The 17,881-nt window shown below is 64.6% G+C and carries 11 protein-coding genes; 8 read left to right on the plus strand and 3 right to left on the minus strand.

Annotated elements, in window-relative coordinates; all coding sequences use genetic code 11:
- Positions 1 to 264: 264 nt before the first annotated feature.
- Complete coding sequence (aceF, locus tag ACIPW4_RS02455) at positions 265 to 1,905, minus strand: dihydrolipoyllysine-residue acetyltransferase (RefSeq protein WP_400654443.1); 1,641 nt, start codon at positions 1,903 to 1,905, stop codon at positions 265 to 267.
- Positions 1,906 to 1,918: 13 nt separating this feature from the next.
- Positions 1,919 to 4,564, minus strand: a complete 2,646-nt coding sequence (gene aceE, locus ACIPW4_RS02460) for a pyruvate dehydrogenase (acetyl-transferring), homodimeric type (protein ID WP_400654445.1) — start codon at positions 4,562 to 4,564, stop codon at positions 1,919 to 1,921.
- A gap of 383 nt (positions 4,565 to 4,947) precedes the next feature.
- Here aceE and glnE point away from each other — a divergent pair, with 383 nt between their 5' ends.
- From glnE to ACIPW4_RS02500, 8 genes are all read left to right on the plus strand, one after another.
- The gene (glnE, locus tag ACIPW4_RS02465) at positions 4,948 to 7,881 is read left to right on the plus strand and encodes a bifunctional [glutamate--ammonia ligase]-adenylyl-L-tyrosine phosphorylase/[glutamate--ammonia-ligase] adenylyltransferase (protein ID WP_400654447.1); all 2,934 of its coding nucleotides are present in this window, start codon (positions 4,948 to 4,950) and stop codon (positions 7,879 to 7,881) included.
- A gap of 215 nt (positions 7,882 to 8,096) precedes the next feature.
- Entirely contained in the window at positions 8,097 to 9,146 is a 1,050-nt protein-coding gene (gene waaF, locus ACIPW4_RS02470) for a lipopolysaccharide heptosyltransferase II (RefSeq protein ID WP_400654449.1), read from the plus strand.
- Positions 9,147 to 10,205 (plus strand): lipopolysaccharide heptosyltransferase I, encoded by a 1,059-nt coding sequence (gene waaC, locus ACIPW4_RS02475; protein ID WP_400654450.1) that lies wholly within the window; start codon positions 9,147 to 9,149, stop codon positions 10,203 to 10,205.
- The gene (locus ACIPW4_RS02480; RefSeq protein WP_400654452.1) at positions 10,205 to 11,329 is read left to right on the plus strand and encodes a glycosyltransferase family 4 protein; all 1,125 of its coding nucleotides are present in this window, start codon (positions 10,205 to 10,207) and stop codon (positions 11,327 to 11,329) included. The genes waaC and ACIPW4_RS02480 overlap by 1 nt, the downstream gene beginning before the upstream one ends.
- Positions 11,326 to 12,132, plus strand: coding sequence for a lipopolysaccharide core heptose(I) kinase RfaP (gene rfaP / locus ACIPW4_RS02485; protein ID WP_400654454.1), 807 nt, complete (start codon positions 11,326 to 11,328; stop codon positions 12,130 to 12,132). Before ACIPW4_RS02480 ends, rfaP begins: the two co-directional genes overlap by 4 nt.
- Positions 12,132 to 12,866: a lipopolysaccharide kinase InaA family protein gene (locus tag ACIPW4_RS02490; RefSeq protein WP_400654456.1), complete on the plus strand. Its 735-nt coding sequence runs from the start codon at positions 12,132 to 12,134 to the stop codon at positions 12,864 to 12,866. The genes rfaP and ACIPW4_RS02490 overlap by 1 nt, the downstream gene beginning before the upstream one ends.
- The gene (locus ACIPW4_RS02495; RefSeq protein ID WP_400654458.1) at positions 12,863 to 13,615 is read left to right on the plus strand and encodes a lipopolysaccharide kinase InaA family protein; all 753 of its coding nucleotides are present in this window, start codon (positions 12,863 to 12,865) and stop codon (positions 13,613 to 13,615) included. Before ACIPW4_RS02490 ends, ACIPW4_RS02495 begins: the two co-directional genes overlap by 4 nt.
- On the plus strand, positions 13,615 to 15,057 hold the full coding sequence (locus ACIPW4_RS02500; RefSeq protein WP_400654460.1) for a lipopolysaccharide kinase InaA family protein: 1,443 nt from the start codon (positions 13,615 to 13,617) through the stop codon (positions 15,055 to 15,057). The genes ACIPW4_RS02495 and ACIPW4_RS02500 overlap by 1 nt, the downstream gene beginning before the upstream one ends.
- Here the strand turns inward: ACIPW4_RS02500 and ACIPW4_RS02505 are convergent.
- Positions 15,018 to 17,822, minus strand: coding sequence for a dermonecrotic toxin domain-containing protein (locus ACIPW4_RS02505; protein WP_400654462.1), 2,805 nt, complete (start codon positions 17,820 to 17,822; stop codon positions 15,018 to 15,020). The genes ACIPW4_RS02500 and ACIPW4_RS02505 overlap by 40 nt on opposite strands.
- Positions 17,823 to 17,881: the final 59 nt, after the last annotated feature.

Here is a 17,881-nt window from a genome sequence, read left to right on the forward strand (position 1 = left end):
TCATGTACATGTTTTCGGCCGTTGGGCTGAAATCCTTAATTCGCCTTGAGATTTTGGGGCCGCTTTGCGGCCCTTTCGCGACGCGAGGCCGCTCCTACAGGGGATCGCGGTCCTTGTAGGAGCGGCCTTGTGTCGCGAAAGGAGGGCAAAGCCCTCCCCAGCATTCTCAAGGCAAAAAAAGCCCCGCCATCTGGCGGGGTTGAGGTACGAGCGTGGCAGCTCGAAAAGGGTGCTGCCCCTCGCAAGGAGGGGCAGTGTGCCGCCTTACAGCAGCATGGTGCGGATGTCGCCCAGCACGTCGCCCAGGCGCTTGGTGAAGCGCGCGGCGGCAGCGCCGTTGATCACACGGTGATCGTAGGACAGCGACAGTGGCAGCATCAGCTTCGGCTGGAAGGCCTTGCCATCCCAGACCGGCTGCATGGTCGCCTTGGAGACGCCCAGGATCGCCACTTCCGGCGCGTTGACGATCGGCGTGAAGCCGGTGCCGCCAATGTGGCCGAGGCTGGAGATGGTGAAGCAGGCACCTTGCATGTCGTCGGCCGACAGCTTCTTGGTGCGCGCCTTCTCGGCCAGTGCAGCGGCTTCGGCAGCCAGTTGCAGCAAGCTCTTCTGGTCGACGTTCTTGATCACAGGGACCAGCAGGCCGTCCGGGGTGTCCACGGCGAAGCCGATGTGCACGTACTTCTTGCGGATGACGGCCTTGCCGCTTGGCGCCAGCGAGCTGTTGAAGTCCGGCAGTTCCTTGAGCAGGAAGGCGCAGGCCTTGAGCAGCAGGGGCAGCACGGTCAGCTTGACGCCAGCCTTCTCGGCCACGGCCTTCTGCGCAACGCGGAAGGCTTCCAGCTCGGTGATGTCGGCGGAGTCGAACTGGGTCACGTGCGGCACGTTCAGCCAGCTGCGGTGCAGGTTGGCAGCACCGACCTGCATCAGGCGGGTCAGGGCGACTTCTTCCACTTCACCGAACTTGCTGAAGTCCACGGCAGGGATCGGCGGGATGCCGGCGCCACCGGTTGCGCCGGCAGCCGGTGCTTCCTTCGCCTTCTGCATCATCGCCTTGACGTAAACCTGCACGTCTTCTTTCAGAATGCGGCCGTGCGGGCCAGTGGCGGCAACTGCGCCCAGGTCGACACCGAACTCGCGGGCCAGCTGGCGAACCGCCGGGCCTGCGTGAACCTTGGCATTGCTGCCGGCAGCCGGTGCGGTAGCGACCGGAGCAGGGGCAGCAGCCGGGGCGGCAGCGGCAGGTGCGGCCGCAGGTGCAGCCTCAGCCTTGGCCGGAGCAGCAGCGGCAGCAGGTGCCGGAGCGGCAGCCGGTGCAGCGCCCGCGACTTTCAGCTTGAAGATCAGGTCGCCAGTGCCGACTTCGTCTTCCAGCTTGCACAGTACTTCTTCGACCACGCCGGCAGCCGGCGACGGGATTTCCATGGAGGCCTTGTCGGACTCCAGGGTAATCAGCGACTGGTCGGCTTCGACGGTGTCGCCGACCTTGACCAGCACTTCGATGATCTTGGCCTTGCCCGACGAGCCGATGTCCGGCACGTGGATGTCCTGCACGCTGGCGGCAGCCGGGGCTGCGGCCGGAGCAGGAGCAGGGGCGGCTTCAGCGGCCGGAGCCGGTGCAGCAGCAGGCGCTGCGGCTGCAGCCGGAGCCTCAGGGGCCGCAGCAGCGGCGCCCTCGGCTTCCAGCACCAGCAGCTCGTCGCCTTCTTTCAGACGATCGCCCAGCTTGACCTTCAGTTCCTTGATCACGCCGGCCTTTGGCGCCGGGATCTCCATGGAGGCCTTGTCGGACTCCAGGGTCAGCAGGCTCTGGTCAGCCTCGATACGGTCACCGACCTTGACGAACAGCTCGATGATTTCACCTTCACCGCTGCCGATGTCAGGTACGCGAATGAGTTCGCTCACTTAAAAATACTCCTCAGCAGTCCAGTGGGTTGCGCTTGTCCGGGTCGATGCCGAACTTGACGATGGCGTCAGCCACAACCTTGGGTTCGATCTCGCCGCGGTCAGCCAGGGCTTCCAGGGCAGCCAGCACCACGAAGTGGCGGTCGACTTCGAAGAAGTGACGCAGCTTCTTGCGGCTGTCGCTGCGACCGTAACCGTCGGTACCCAGGACCTTGAACTCTTTGCTCGGTACCCACTGGCGAATCTGCTCGGCGAACAGCTTCATGTAGTCGGTGGAGGCGATGACCGGACCTTTGCGACCGTTCAGGCACTGCTCGACGTAGGTCTGCTGTGGCTTCTGGCCAGGCTTCAGGCGGTTGGCGCGTTCCACGGCCAGGCCGTCGCGACGCAGTTCGTTGAAGCTGGTGACGCTCCACACGTCGGCACCGACGTTGAACTCTTCACGCAGGATCTTCGCCGCTTCGCGGACTTCGCGCAGGATGGTGCCGGAGCCCATCAGCTGTACGTGGTGCGCGGCTTCGCGGGTGTCTTCCTCGAGCAGGTACATGCCCTTGATGATGCCGTCCTCGACACCGGCCGGCATGGCTGGCTGCTGGTAGGATTCGTTCATCACGGTGATGTAGTAGAAGATGTCCTGTTGCTCTTCGGTCATCTTCTTCATGCCGTCCTGGATGATCACCGCCAGCTCGTAGCCGTAGGTCGGATCGTAGGTGCGGCAGTTCGGGATGGTGCCCGCCATCATGTGGCTGTGACCGTCTTCGTGCTGCAGGCCTTCACCGTTGAGGGTGGTACGGCCGGCGGTACCGCCGATCAGGAAGCCACGGGTGCGGCTGTCGCCAGCGGCCCAGGCCAGGTCGCCAATGCGCTGGAAGCCGAACATCGAATAGAAGATGTAGAACGGCAGCATCGGCTGGTTGTGGCAGCTGTACGAGGTACCGGCAGCGATGAACGACGACATGGCGCCGGCTTCGTTGATGCCTTCCTCGAGGATCTGGCCCTTCTTGTCTTCGCGGTAGAACATCACCTGGTCTTTATCGACTGGCTCGTAGAGCTGGCCGACCGACGAGTAGATGCCCAGCTGGCGGAACATGCCTTCCATACCGAAGGTACGGGCTTCGTCCGGGATGATCGGGACGATGCGCTGGCCGATGTCCTTGTCCTTGACCAGCTGCGCCAGGATACGCACGAAGGCCATGGTGGTGGAGATTTCGCGGTCGCCCGAGCCGTCGAGGATCGCTTTCAGCGTCTCCAGTGGCGGGGTCGGCACGCTGAAGCTCTTGGCGCGGCGCTGTGGCACGAAACCGCCCAGGGCTGCACGGCGCTCGGCCAGATACTTGGCTTCGGCAGAACCTTCTTCTGGTTTGAAGAACGGCAGGTTCTCGAGGTCGGCATCCTTGACCGGGATGTCGAAGCGGTCACGGAAGTGACGCAGGCTGTCGACGTCGACCTTCTTGGTGTTGTGCGCGGTGTTCTTGGCTTCGCCAGCACCGGTGCCATAACCCTTGATGGTCTTGGCCAGGATGACGGTCGGCTGCTCTTTGTGGTTAACAGCCTGGTGATACGCCGCGTAGACCTTGTACGGGTCGTGGCCGCCACGGTTGAGCTTCCAGATCTCGTCGTCGGACAGGTCTTCGACCATGGCCTTGAGCTCTGGGGTGTTGAAGAAGTTCTCACGCACGTACGCGCCGTCTTTGGCTTTGTAGTTCTGGTACTCGCCGTCGATGACTTCGTCCATGCGGCGCTGCAGGGCACCGTTGGTGTCCTTGGCCAGCAGTGGGTCCCAGAAGCGGCCCCAGACGACTTTGTTGACGTTCCAGCCACCGCCACGGAACACGCCTTCGAGTTCCTGGATGATCTTGCCGTTGCCGCGAACCGGGCCGTCGAGGCGCTGCAGGTTGCAGTTGATGACGAAGATCAGGTTGTCCAGCTTCTCGCGGCCGGCCAGGGCGATTGCGCCCAGGGATTCCGGCTCGTCGCACTCGCCGTCGCCCATGAAGCACCAGACCTTCTGCTTGCCGGCCGGGATGAAGCCGCGCGCTTCCAGGTACTTCATGAAGCGTGCCTGGTAGATGGCCTGGATCGGGCCCAGACCCATCGAAACGGTCGGGAACTGCCAGAAGTCAGGCATCAGCCATGGGTGCGGGTACGAAGACAGGCCGTTGCCGTCCACTTCCTGACGGAAGTTGTTCATCTGCTCTTCGTTGATGCGGCCTTCCATGAAGGCACGGGCGTAGACGCCTGGCGAGGCGTGGCCCTGGAAGAACACCAGGTCGCCGCCGTGTTCGTCGGTCGGGGCCTGGAAGAAGTAGTTGAAACCGATGTCGTACAGGGTGGCACTGGAGGCGAAGCTGGAGATGTGGCCGCCCAGGTCCGAATCCTTCAGGTTGGTGCGCATCACCATGGCCAGCGCGTTCCAACGCACCATCGAGCGAATGCGGCGTTCCATGAACAGGTCGCCAGGCATGCGTGCTTCGTGGGTGACAGGGATGGTGTTGCGGTATGGCGTGGTGATGGCGTACGGCAGCTGGGAGCCACTGCGGGTGGCCAGCTCGCCCATGCGGGTCATCAGGTAATGAGCGCGGTCTTCGCCTTCTTTGTCGAGGACCGACTCCAGGGCATCCAGCCATTCCTGGGTTTCGATTGGATCGAGGTCTTGCATGGCTTGCTCCAGGGCGGAAAGGCCACCAGAATCGGGGGCCTGAGTTTGCGACTGGCCTTATGGGCAGACGTCGTGAATTCTTGGATTACCGGGGTGTCTCCCGGCGCCGTGTAGTTTTACTACATTTGCTCTGGCATTTCATGCTTTTGCACGCCATGGGTAGTAGTAAAACTACACAAATGCGACGTTTGGTCGCACCTCTGCTTGTGAGGAAAAACGTTCATGTTGGTTGGCGGTGTGCCACGAACAGGTGAATCTTGATGTTTCTTGCCAATGATTCGTTTTTTTCAGCTATTTCCAACTTTTGTACGACAGTCCAACCGTGGTCCGGCTTCCGTTTGACCGCTTTTACCCCTCCATTTCACGCCGATCAAGGATAGCCCATGCGCCTGCCTTTGCCGCTCGAACTGCCTGCTTCCCTGCAACCGCTGGTCGTTCGCAACCAGCAGTTTCTGAGCGATGCCGTGGCCGGCCACGCTGAACTCGACCTGCAGTCCTGGACCCCGCTGCACCGCCAACAGTTCGATCAGGTTGCCGCCGCCAGCGACTTCGTCCTCGGCCTGGCCCAGCGCGAACCGGCCATGTTGTTCGCCCTGATCGCCAGCGGTGAACTGGGCCGCCGTTACGCCCCTGGCGAGCTGCGCGGGCAAATTGCCGCCGCTGCCCAGGCCGCGCAGAGTGAAGACGAACTGGCGCGCAACCTGCGCCGCGAGCGCAACCGCCAGCAGTTGCGGATCATCTGGCGCGACATCACCCGCCAGGCCGAGCTGGGCGAGACCTGCCGCGACCTGTCCGACCTCGCCGATGCGGCCATCGACGAAGCCTATCAGTGGCTGTACCCGCGCCACTGCCAGCAGTTCGGCACGCCGATCGGCAACCGCAGCGGCCAGCCGCAGCACATGGTAGTGCTGGGCATGGGCAAGCTGGGTGCGGTGGAACTGAACCTGTCATCGGACATCGACCTGATCTTCGGTTTTCCCGAAGGAGGCGAAACCCAAGGGGTCAAGCGCTCGCTGGAGAACCAGGAGTTCTTCACCCGCCTGGGCCAGCGCCTGATCAAGGCACTCGACCCGGTCACCGTCGACGGCTTCGTGTTCCGCGTCGACATGCGCCTGCGCCCTTACGGCTCGGCTGGCGCGCTGGTGCTCAGCTTCAATGCGCTGGAGCAGTACTACCAGGACCAGGGGCGGGACTGGGAACGCTACGCGATGATCAAGGCGCGGGTGGTGGCCGGCGATCAGGCTGCGGGCGCGCAACTGCAGGAAATGCTGCGGCCGTTCGTGTACCGGCGTTACCTGGACTTCTCGGCGATCGAAGCACTGCGCACCATGAAGCAGCTGATTCAGCAGGAAGTGCGGCGCAAGGGCATGGCCGAGAACATCAAGCTTGGCGCGGGGGGGATTCGCGAAGTCGAGTTCATCGCCCAGGCCTTCCAGCTGATCCACGGCGGGCGCGACCTGAGCCTGCAGCAGCGGCCGCTGCTCAAGGTGCTGGCCACCCTGGAAGGCCAGGGTTACCTGCCCCCGGCAGTGGTGGCGGAGCTGCGCGAAGGGTATGAATTCCTGCGTTACACCGAGCACGCGATTCAGGCCATCGCCGACCGCCAGACACAGATGCTGCCGGACAGCGAACTGGACCGTGAGCGGGTCGCCTATATTCTCGGTTTTGCCGACTGGCAGAGCTTCCACGACCAGTTGATGCACTGGCGCGGCCGAATCGACTGGCACTTCCGTCAGGTCATCGCCGACCCGGATGAGGACGAAGGCGAAGGCGAGCTGGTGGTGGGTGGCGAGTGGTCGCCATTGTGGGAACAGGCCCAGGATGAAGAGGCGGCTTGCCGCCAGCTGGAAGAGGCCGGTTTCAAGCAGCCGGCCGAAGCCCTGCGCCGCCTGGCCGGCTTGCGTGCCAGCCCGCAGCTTAGGTCGATGCAGCGCATCGGCCGTGAGCGCCTGGATGCCTTCATCCCACGCCTGCTGGCCCAGGCCGTGGAACACGACAACCCGGATTTGGTGCTGGAGCGCGTGCTGCCGCTGGTGGAAGCCGTGGCACGGCGTTCGGCCTACCTGGTGCTGCTGACCGAAAACCCCGGTGCCCTGCGGCGCTTGCTGACCCTGTGCGCGGCCAGCCCGTGGATCGCCGAGCAGATCGCCCGCTACCCGTTGCTGCTCGACGAACTGCTCAATGAAGGCCGCCTGTTCAGCCCACCACTGGCGCCGGAGCTGGCTGCCGAGCTGCGCGAGCGGCTGACGCGCATCCCCGAGGACGACCTCGAGCAGCAGATGGAAGCGCTGCGCCACTTCAAGCTGGCCCACAGCCTGCGTGTGGCGGCGTCCGAGATCAGTGGCAACCTGCCGCTGATGAAAGTCAGCGATTACCTGACCTGGCTGGCCGAAGCCATTCTCGACCAGGTGTTGGCCCTGGCCTGGCGCCAGACCGTCGCCCGCCATGGCCAGCCCAGGCGCAGCGACGGCAGCCTGTGCGACCCGGGCTTCATCATCATTGGTTATGGCAAGGTCGGCGGCCTGGAGCTGGGCCATGGCTCGGACCTGGACCTGGTGTTCATCCACGACGGCGACCCGCAAGCGGAAACCGACGGCGCCAAGCCGATCGACAGTGCGCAGTTCTTCACCCGTCTGGGCCAGCGCATCATCCACCTGCTGACCACCCAGACCAACTCTGGCCAGCTGTACGACGTCGACATGCGCCTGCGCCCGTCTGGCGCGGCGGGGTTGCTGGTCAGCTCGCTGGGGGCGTTCGAGCGTTATCAGCAGAACGAGGCCTGGACCTGGGAGCATCAGGCCCTGGTGCGCGCCCGTGTGCTGGTGGGCTGCAAACAGGTGGCGACGGCGTTCGAGGGCGTGCGCGCCAAGGTCCTGGGCCAGGCCCGCGACCTGGGCAAGTTGCGCGGCGAAGTGAGCGAGATGCGCGCCAAGATGCGCGACAACCTCGGCACCAAGGCCACGCTTGCCGGTACTGCGGCCAATGCTTTCGATGCCGGTGTGGCGTTCGATATCAAGCAGGATGCCGGCGGTATCGTCGATATCGAATTTATGGTGCAATACGCCGCTTTGGCCTGGTCTCACGAGCACCCGGCGATACTCCGATGGACCGATAACATCCGCATTCTGGAAGAGCTGGAGCAGGCCGGGTTGATGCCGGCCAGTGACGCGGTACTGTTGCGTGAGGTGTACAAGGCGTTCCGCTCGGCATCGCACCGCCAGGCCCTGCAGAAGCAGGCCGGGGTGATCGATGCGGCGCAGTTTGCCGATGAGCGCCGCGAAGTGCGGCGGATCTGGGGTGAACTGGGCTTGACTTGATAATGTTGGGGCCGCTTTGCGGCCCTTTCGCGACGCAAGGCCGCTCCTACAGGAGGTCGCATTCCCTTGTAGGAGCGGCCTCGTGTCGCGAAAGGGCCGCGAAGCGGCCCCAGCGGTGCCCCGGTGGTACACTGTCCGCCACATAGCCTGAATATAAAGAGGGGAGGCCAGGCTGTAAGCAGCCTGTAGCCTCCCCGAGCGTTTCTGGACTAAGCATGAGAATACTGATCATTGGCCCCAGCTGGGTCGGCGACATGGTGATGGCGCAGACCCTGTTCCAGTGCCTGAAAATGCAGCACCCCGACTGCGTGATCGACGTGCTGGCCCCCGAGTGGAGCCGGCCGATCCTCGAACGCATGCCCGAAGTGCGCCAGGCCTTGAGCTTCCCGCTCGGCCACGGCGCGCTGGAGCTGGCCACGCGGCGGCGCATCGGCAAGTCCCTGGCCGGCCAGTACGACCAGGCCATCCTGCTGCCCAACTCGCTGAAATCGGCGCTGGTGCCGTTCTTTGCCGGCATCCCCAAGCGCACCGGTTGGCGTGGCGAAATGCGTTTCGGCCTGCTCAACGATGTGCGCAAGCTGGACAAGGCCCGCTACCCGCTGATGATCGAGCGCTTCATGGCGCTGGCCTTCGCGCCCGGCGCCGAATTGCCGCAGCCATATCCGCGGCCAAGCCTGAGGATCGAAGCGCAGAGCCGCGAAGCGGCGCTGGCCAAGTTCGGCCTGGCGCTTGACCGCCCGGTGCTGGCGCTGTGCCCTGGCGCCGAGTTCGGCGAGGCCAAGCGCTGGCCGTCCGAGCACTACGCCGCCGTGGCCGACGCGATGGTCCGCCAGGGCTGGCAGGTGTGGCTGTTCGGCTCGAAGAACGACCACCCGGTCGGCGAGCAGATCCGCGATCGCCTGATCCCGGGCCTGCGTGAAGAGTCGTACAACCTGGCGGGTGAAACCTCGTTGGCCGAGGCCATCGACCTGATGTCCTGCGCCGATGCCGTGGTCTCCAACGATTCCGGCCTGATGCACGTGGCTGCTGCGTTGAACCGCCCGCTGGTCGCGGTGTACGGCTCCACCTCGCCAGGCTTCACGCCGCCGTTAGCGGAAAAGGTGGAAGTGGTACGCACCGGCATCGAGTGCAGCCCGTGCTTCGACCGCACCTGCCGCTTCGGCCATTACAACTGCCTGCGCCTGCTGGAACCTGGCCAGGTCATCGCCGCCCTCTACAGCCTGGGTGGGCCGAACCTGATCGATACCGTGGCCGAGGTCGACTAAGTGCGGGTACTGATCATCAAGACTTCGTCGCTGGGTGATGTGATCCACACCCTGCCGGCGCTTACCGACGCGGCCCAGGCGATCCCGGGTATCCGCTTCGACTGGGTGGTGGAAGAAGGCTTCGCCGAGATCCCCAGCTGGCACCCGGCAGTCGACCAGGTCATCCCGGTGGCGATCCGCCGCTGGCGCAAGAACATCTGGCAGACGATCAAGAGTGGCGAGTGGAAGGCGTTCAAACAGCGCATTCGCCAGCACGAATATGACCTGGTGATCGATGCCCAGGGCTTGGTCAAGTCGGCCTGGCTGACCCGCTACGTCAAGGCGCCGGTCGCCGGCCTGGATCGCTTCTCGGCCCGTGAAGGCTGGGCCAGCCGCTTCTACGACCGGCCGTTGTCGGTTGCCGTCGGCCAGCATGCCGTGGAGCGGGTGCGCCAGCTGTTCGCCATGGCCCTGGCCTACGACCTGCCAGAAGGCATCGGTAATTACGGCCTCGACCTCGACCGCCTGCAGCTGCCACCGGCGGCGCCCTACGTGGTGTTCCTGCATGGCACTACCTGGGCGACCAAGCACTGGCCAGAAGCCTACTGGCGCGAACTGGCCGAACGCCTGGGCCGGCGCAAGCTGCAGGTGCGCCTGCCGTGGGGCAACCCGGCCGAGAAGGCCCGCGCCGAGCGCATCGCTCAGGGCTTGAACAACTGCCAGGTGCTCCCCAAATTGAACCTTGCCGGTGTCGCCCGTGTGCTGGCGGCGGCCAAGGCCTGCGTGGCGGTGGATACCGGCCTCGGCCACCTGGCCGCAGCGCTGGATGTGCCGACCATTTCGCTGTTCGGCCCGACCAACCCGGGGCTGACCGGCGCCTACGGCCGCGTGCAGGTTCACCAGGCCAGCGATTTCCCTTGTGCGCCGTGCCTGCAGAAGAAATGCACTTACAAACCGAGCGCCGATGACCTGCGCCGGTTCGATCTGAAACGCGAGTGGCCGCTGTGCTTCACTCGCCTGAATCCCGAGCATGTAGCGAGCCGCCTGAGCGCGCTGCTGCTGGCTGAGGATGTTCGTTGATGCAACTGGCTTTCGTGCTTTACAAATATTTCCCCTTCGGTGGGTTGCAGCGCGACTTCATGCGCATTGCCCTGGAATGCCAGAAGCGGGGCCACCAGATCCGCGTGTACACGCTGATCTGGGAAGGCGACATCCCGCCAGGTTTCGAGGTGCTGGTGGCGCCGGTCAAGGCGATCTTCAACCATCGGCGCAACGAGAAGCTCAGCGCCTGGATGGAAGCGGACCTGGCCAAGCGCCCGGTCGACCGCCTGATCGGCTTCAACAAGATGCCGGGGCTGGACGTCTACTACGCTGCCGACGGCTGCTTCGAAGACAAGGCGCAGACCTTGCGCGGCGGCCTGTACCGGCGCTGGGGCCGCTACCGGCATTTCGCCGAGTACGAGCGTGCGGTGTTCGACAAGGCCGCGCGCACCGAAGTACTGATGATTTCCGAAGTGCAGCAGCCGCTGTTCATCAAGCACTACGGCACCCCGGTGGAGCGTTTTCACCTGCTGCCACCCGGCATCTCCCAGGACCGCCGCGCGCCGGCCAATGCCGCCGAGATCCGCGCCGAATTCCGCAAGGAATTCAACCTGGGCGATGATGACCTGCTGCTGGTACAGATTGGCTCGGGCTTCAAGACCAAGGGCGTCGACCGCAGCCTCAAGGCCCTGGCCGCGCTGCCCTCGGCGCTGCGCAAGCGGACCAGGCTGATGGTCATCGGCCAGGACGACCCCAAGGTATTCCAGCTGCAGAGCGCTGCCCTGGGCCTTGGCGAGCAGGTGCAGTTCCTCAAGGGCCGCAGCGACATCCCGCGTTTCCTGCTGGGCGCCGACCTGCTGATCCACCCGGCCTACAACGAGAACACCGGCACGGTACTGCTCGAAGCCCTGGTGGCCGGCCTGCCGGTGCTGGTGTCCAAGGTCTGCGGTTACGCCCACTACATCGCCGAGGCCGACAGCGGCCTGGTACTGGACGAGCCGTTCGAACAGGAACAGCTCAATGACTATCTGCAGCGCATGCTGGAAGACGGTCAGGCCCGCGCCAACTGGGCTCGCAACGGCCTGGCCTTTGCCGACAGCGCCGACCTGTACAGCATGCCGCAGCATGCTGCCGATGTGATCCTGGGGCAGGAGACCGCATGAAGCTGATAGTGGCCGAACCTTTCAAGCACCTGTGGGCCGGGCGAGACCCCTTCGATGCCGTGGAAGCCCTGCAAGGCGAGGTCTATCGCGAGCTGGAAGGCCGCCGTACGCTGCGCACCGAGGTCGATGGCGAAGGCTTCTTCGTCAAGATCCACCGCGGCATCGGCTGGGGCGAGATCTTCAAGAACCTGTTTACCGCCAAGCTGCCGGTGCTCGGTGCCGGCCAGGAATGGCAGGCCATCCAGCGCCTGCATGAAGTCGGCGTGCCGACCATGACTGCCGTGGCGTACGGCGAGCGTGGCAGCAACCCGGCCAGCCAGCACTCGTTCATCGTCACCGAAGAACTGGCGCCAACCATCAGCCTGGAAGACTTCAGCATCGACTGGGTCAGGAACCCGCCCGAGCCGCGGCTCAAGCGCGCGCTGATCGCTGAAGTGGCGAAGATGACCGGCGGCATGCACCGCGCCGGGGTCAACCACCGCGACTGCTACATCTGTCACTTCCTGCTGCACACGGACCGGCCGGTGACGCCGGAAGGCTTCAAACTGTCGGTGATCGACCTGCACCGTGCGCAGACCCGAGCGAAAATCAGCCGGCGCTGGCGCGACAAGGACCTGGCCGCCCTGTATTTCTCGGCACTGGACATCGGCCTTACCCGGCGCGACAAGCTGCGTTTCCTGCGCGGTTACTTCCAGCGGCCGCTGCGGCAGATACTGGCTGAAGAGGCCGCGCTGCTCGCCTGGCTCGAACGCAAGGCGCAGAAGCTTTACGATCGCAAGCAACGCTATGGGGATGCACTCTGATGGCGGGTTGGACACTGGCGCCAGGCTACGCACATCTGGCGTCGGACTTCGGCAGCCTCGAGGCGGTGTTTGCCCTGAAGGGTGAACGGCTCACCCGCGACCCGCTCAGCGAGGTCATCCGCATCGAGCGTGACGGGGTCAATTACTACGTCAAACGCTACACCGGTGCCGGCAAGCACATGCGCCGCTACCTGGGCCGCCCGCGCATCAAGGCCGAATGGCAGAACCTCAAGCAGTTCGCCAAGTGGGAAATCCCTACTGCCGAAGTGGTGGCCTGGGGCCTGGAACGCAAAGGCCTGGCCTTTGGCCGTGGTGCCATGATCACCCGCGAACTGCCGCGTACCGAAGACCTTTCGGCCCTGGCCGAGCGCAACGACCCACGCCTGGCCGACCGTGTCTGGGTCGACAAGGTGAGCCGCCAGCTGGCGCGTCACACCCGGGTGATGCACGAGCACCGTTTCGCCCACAACGACCTGAAGTGGCGCAACCTGCTGGTCGATGATATGGGCACGCTATTCTTCATCGACTGCCCGACCGGCGACTTCTGGCGTGGCTTCATGTGGCGCCACCGCATGATCAAAGACCTGGCCTGCCTGGACAAGGTGGCCAAGTATCACCTGTCGGCGACCCAGCGCCTGCGCTTCTACCTGCAGTACCGTGGGCGCCAGCGCCTGAATGTGCGCGACAAGCAGCGTATTCGCCAGGTGCTGAGTTTCTTCGAGGGAAGGGAATGACCGATTACCTGGCCAGCGCGGACCTCGCGCTGCTCAAGCGCCATGGCTTGAACGACTTCGAAGCGCTGTGGGCGCTGCAGCTCGACGCCGTGGACGAACCCAACACCGGTCGCGGCGGCTGGAGCAGCGTGTACCGCCTGGAGCTCGAAGGCAAAGGCTATTACCTCAAGCGCCAGAGCGACTACCTGACCCGCACCTTGCACCGGCCGTTTGGCGAGCCGACCTTCGCCCGCGAGTTCCGCAACATCAGCCGCTACCAGAAGCTGCGCATCCCGGCCTTGCAGGCCGTGTTCTACGGCGAGCGCAAGCACAGCGGCCAGCATCGGGCGATCCTGATGACCCGTGCACTGGACGAGTGGAGCGACCTGGAGAGCCTGCTGGCGCAGTGGCCGCAGCTGGCTGATGAGGCCCGGGCGGGCATCCTCAAGGCCTGTGGCCAGTTGGCGCGCACCCTGCACGGTGCCGGCCAGGTGCACGGCTGCTTCTATCCCAAGCACATCTTCCTTCGCCAACGCCGCGAAGGCTGGGAAGCGCAACTGATCGACCTGGAAAAGACCCGGCCGCTGCTGTTCGGCATGCGCGACCGCCTGCGGGACCTGGAGCCGCTGCTGCGCCGCGCCCGCCCCTGGAGCGAGGCAGACGTGCGACAGTTGCTGGCCGCCTATCTGCAGCAGCCTGCCGACAGCGCCCTGGTCGGTACCTGGCTGCAACGCCTGACGCAACGCCGTCGTGAAAAAGAGGCCCGCTGATGCGTTTGTCTGAACTCAAGGCGGCCGGGCGCAGCCCGTCGCTACCGCTGAACATTACCCTGGCCGATGCCGCCGGCACGGCTGACCTGCAACTGCTCAGCCTGCTGCGGGTGTTGCCTGGCCAGCGCTACGTTGGCGCCGGCATCTGGCGTGGCACGCCGGTGCTGGCCAAGTTGCTGGTCGGCGGCAATGCCGCACGGCATTTCCAGCGCGAACTCGATGGCGTGAAGTTGCTCGCCAAAGAGGGCCTGACCACGCCGCAACTGCTCGCTGACGGCCTCGACGAAGGCGAGGGTGGCTGGCTGTTGTTCGAATTTCTCGATGGCGCCCAGAGCCTGGCCGACGCCTGGGCCGCAGTGGAAAACCTGCCAGTGCTGGCAGACGAGCAGCACCAGGTGCTGGGCGAAGCCCTCACGGCTGTGGCACAGATGCATGCACAAGGCCTGTGGCAGGAAGACCTGCACCTGGATAACTTGCTGCGCCACGGCGGCAAGCTGTACCTGATCGACGGTGCCGGTATCAAGGCCGAGACGCCCGGCCAGCAGCTCTCACGCCCGCGCGTGCTGGAGAACCTCGGGGTGTTCTTCGCCCAGTTGCCCAAGCGCCTGGAGCCGTTCATCGAAGAGCTGCTGGTGCACTACCTGCTGGCCAACGCCGAGCACGCGCTGCCGCTGGAAGCGCTGCAGAAGCAGGTCGACAAGGTGCGCAACTGGCGGCAGAAGGATTACCTGGAAAAGGCCGGCCGCGAATGCAGCCTGTTCAGTGTCGAGCGCAGCCTTTCAGGCCTGCGGGCGATCCGCCGCAGCGAGGTGGAGGCCATGCTGCCGGTTCTGGAGCAGGCCGACGCGCTGATCGACAAGGGTCACCTGTACAAGACCGGTGGTGCGGCCAGCGTGGCTCGCATCGAGGTGAACGGCCGCAAGCTGGTGCTCAAACGCTACAACATCAAGAACACCGCACACTGGTTCAAGCGTTTCTGGCGACCGAGCCGCGCCTGGCATTCCTGGATCGAAGGGCATCGCCTGGAGTTTCTGGATATCGCCACGCCGCGCCCGTTGGCGGTGCTCGAACAGCGTGTGATGGGCCTGCGCAGTCGTGCCTATCTGGTCACCGAATATGTCGACGGCCCGGACCTTGCTGCGTGCTTCGCCCCCTACGTGGACAACGGCGATGCCCCTGAGGAGCAGGTCGATGCCCTGGTGCAGGTGATGCAACGGCTGATACGCGAGCGCATCAGCCATGGCGACTTCAAAGGGCACAACCTGTTCTGGGACAAGGGCCAGTGGTCGCTTATCGACCTCGACGCCATGTGCCAGCACGCCACCCAGCTCAGCTTCGCTCCGGCCTATGCCCGTGACCGGGCACGACTGCTGCGCAACTGGCCGACCGGCAGCGCCCTGCATCAGCGGCTCGATCGCCTGTTGCCCAAGCTCACCGAGTAAGCCTCTGGCAGGGCCAGCCAGGCGCTGCTGCGCCCGGCCTGGCGCACGCGAATGCGCCATTGGCCGTCCTGCCAGCGCAGGATGGCCCAAGGTACGACACCCGCGTTGCTGGCCTCGGGAATCTCCAAGTGGTAGTGCTCGGCCAGCAAGTGGCGACGCAGTGGCAGCTGGCCGCTGCGTGTCTGCAGGTAAAGCTGTTCATCATGCGTGAACAGGCCCTCGGCCCCGTTGGTCGATACGCCGGCCAGCGGTAATTGCAGGCGACAATCGTCGAACAGCCGCGCCAGGTCTGGCAGGCCGTCGTACCACAGCAGCGGCGAATCAATGACCCAGTTGCCGTCTGCCAGGCGCTTGATCGGCTGCGTGAGGTAGGCATCCGGCCGGTCAGGGTCGATGGCCCGCCAGCGGCTGCCATCGAACGAAACCTTGAAGTAACGCCCCTGGGCATCCTGGATGAAGTATTCGGACAAGCCGTCGAAGGCAGAGGTTTTTTCATGGACTTCCTCGCCGTACACACCGTCGATGCGATAGCGCAGGTTGCTGGTTTCGGGGGTGACACTGAAGCGAGGAGGCAGAGGTAGCGGCGGTTGCTTGGGCATCCCACGCAGCATGCGGCGCATGAGCCCAGTGCTGGCCAGGCTGGTGCCAGCATCGTTGAGGTGGCTCAGGGCATTGTAGGCATGGTTGAGTACCCCATTGAGGTCCTCCTGGCGGTAGCCTTCGATGCCGTTCCATAGTTCCAGTGCCATTCGCCCCAGTGCCAGCGGAATCATGACTTTGATCGGCAGGAAGAGGCTGATCAAGTCCAGCAAGGTCCAGCCCAGTTTAAGTGCCTGCTCGGCATTCACTTCTGCGGTGCTGTGGCTGTTGTTGTCTGCTGCTGCCAGCATGCCGCGGACTTCGGCCATGTAGCAGGCCAGGAACAGGTCGTCGTCGATGGCGGGTGTTCGCAACACCTTGCCAAGGCGCCCCTTGAGCAGCAGCTTCTCGACCTGCATAGCTGGCAGGAGCGGCAGGCGCTGGGCGAGGTAGGCGCGCAGCGCCGGCTTTTGGCGCAGCAACCGCAGCAGTGCGCGGGGGCCGGCGAATGACCGCCAGGTGCGCCGGTCCGGTGCGTCCGGTGTGTAGAGCACGAAGTCATGGGTATTACGGGAGTTGCTGGCGAGCAAGAGCACGCCCTGTACCGTATTGCCTTGGATCAACAGCTGGCGGGCAATCACGCTGTGCCCGTCCACACGAGGACGAAGGGCATTGTGCGGTTGCGCCAGCACGTGCTCCACCCAGCGATAATGCCGCTCCGACCAATCACGGGAGAGGTGGCCGGCATAGCGTGCCTTGGCCGCTTCGGCGCGCATGCGAGCACGGTTGAGCTTGCTGTGTGCATACAACCGCCACTTGGCGGTCGATGAGTCGATCAACTGCGTGCGCAAGTAACTGGCATAGTTGCCACCGACATTGAGGCTTCTGACCAGCGCCTTGATGTAGTTCGGATTCAGGTTGTTTGGCAGAGCGCTGCCATCGCGCGAGGTCACCCTGGCAGTCAGCCAGTAGTCATAGTCGAACCAGGCCAGATTGCGGATGGCAAGCTCATCCAGTGGGTAGCTTGCATGGATAACCTCGACCAATGCACCGCCCACCCGTTCGAAGCCCCGCCAGGTCACATGGGGCGAAGGTTGCAACGGGTTGAGCCAAGGGCCGGTCTGACGTGTGTACACGACATTGACCAGGATGTCCGAAGCCGACACGGTCAAGCCCAGGTCATGGCGCAGGCGGTCACGCACGCGGCTTCCGGCCCAATCCTGCAGCGTTTCGTGCTGGCGGAATTGCTTGAGCGTGAGAATGCCGGGAGCGGCGACCTGCTGGCCGGTAGCAATCAGCTCCTGCATGCCTTGCATGATATGCGCAAGCGCTTGGGGTGATGCCGAGCGCAGCCAGCCGGGCAGGTTGCTTTCCAGCAATGCCGCATAGCGGGTATCGAGCAGTGCCTTGCTGCCGGCCTCCTCGCGCAGTGCCATGGCCTGGCGCAACTTTTCGGCTGCGCGCTCTGGCTCGTTTGCCGGCAGTGCCGGCCAGGCATGATTAAGGCGCAGGCGCTGGGCTTCCAGCAGGCAGTCAGCCTGCGCCTGCAAGGGGTCGTCGGCGTACCATTCGTAACGCAGGCGATCGGCCTGGAGAGCGTTTTCGATCTGCCTGTCGTTCACCAGCAAGCGTAGCAACGGCATGCTCTGCAGCGGGTCGTCCAGGCGCTCGCACAGCTCCTGATGCAGCTCGCCAAGCGTGGCGTAGGCCTCCATGCCCTGCGCCAGGCCCAATAGCAGTACCGGGCCAGTTGTGTGGTCGGGGTCGAGGTTTTGTCCTTCCTCCCCTGCGGTGGCGATCACGAACATCCCGGGCAGTGCCGCCCGCCATGCCGGACGGCTGCGCAGCAGCACCGGGCGGTAGGCCTGGGCGCGCTGTGCAGGTGGCAGATGCCGGCGTTGCCAGGCATAGGGGAGATCGAGGACGGTGGCGATAATGGCGGCCAGGTCCGCGCTCATGGTCTGGTCGGCCAGGCGCAGGTCAGCTTCGGCATGCATCATTGCCCGGCGCAGGTCAGCTAGTTGGCGGGCTCGCGAGCGGCCTTGGCTGTCGGCGGCGGCCCAGTAACCGGCCAGTTCGCCGTGCAGGTGCTGGCGCGATGGCAGTGGCAGGCTGGCGACTGGCATCGCTTCGAGCATGGCCAGCATCTGTTGTTGCAGGCGTTCGATACGTTGTAGGGGTAGCATGTTCCGCTCCGCGTGACAGGGAGCGGGCATGCTGGGGTGAGCGGGTGGTACCCGGGCGC

Origin of the sequence: Pseudomonas sp. NPDC089996, from assembly GCF_044748405.1 — a bacterium.
Taxonomy (GTDB): Bacteria; Pseudomonadota; Gammaproteobacteria; order Pseudomonadales; family Pseudomonadaceae; genus Aquipseudomonas.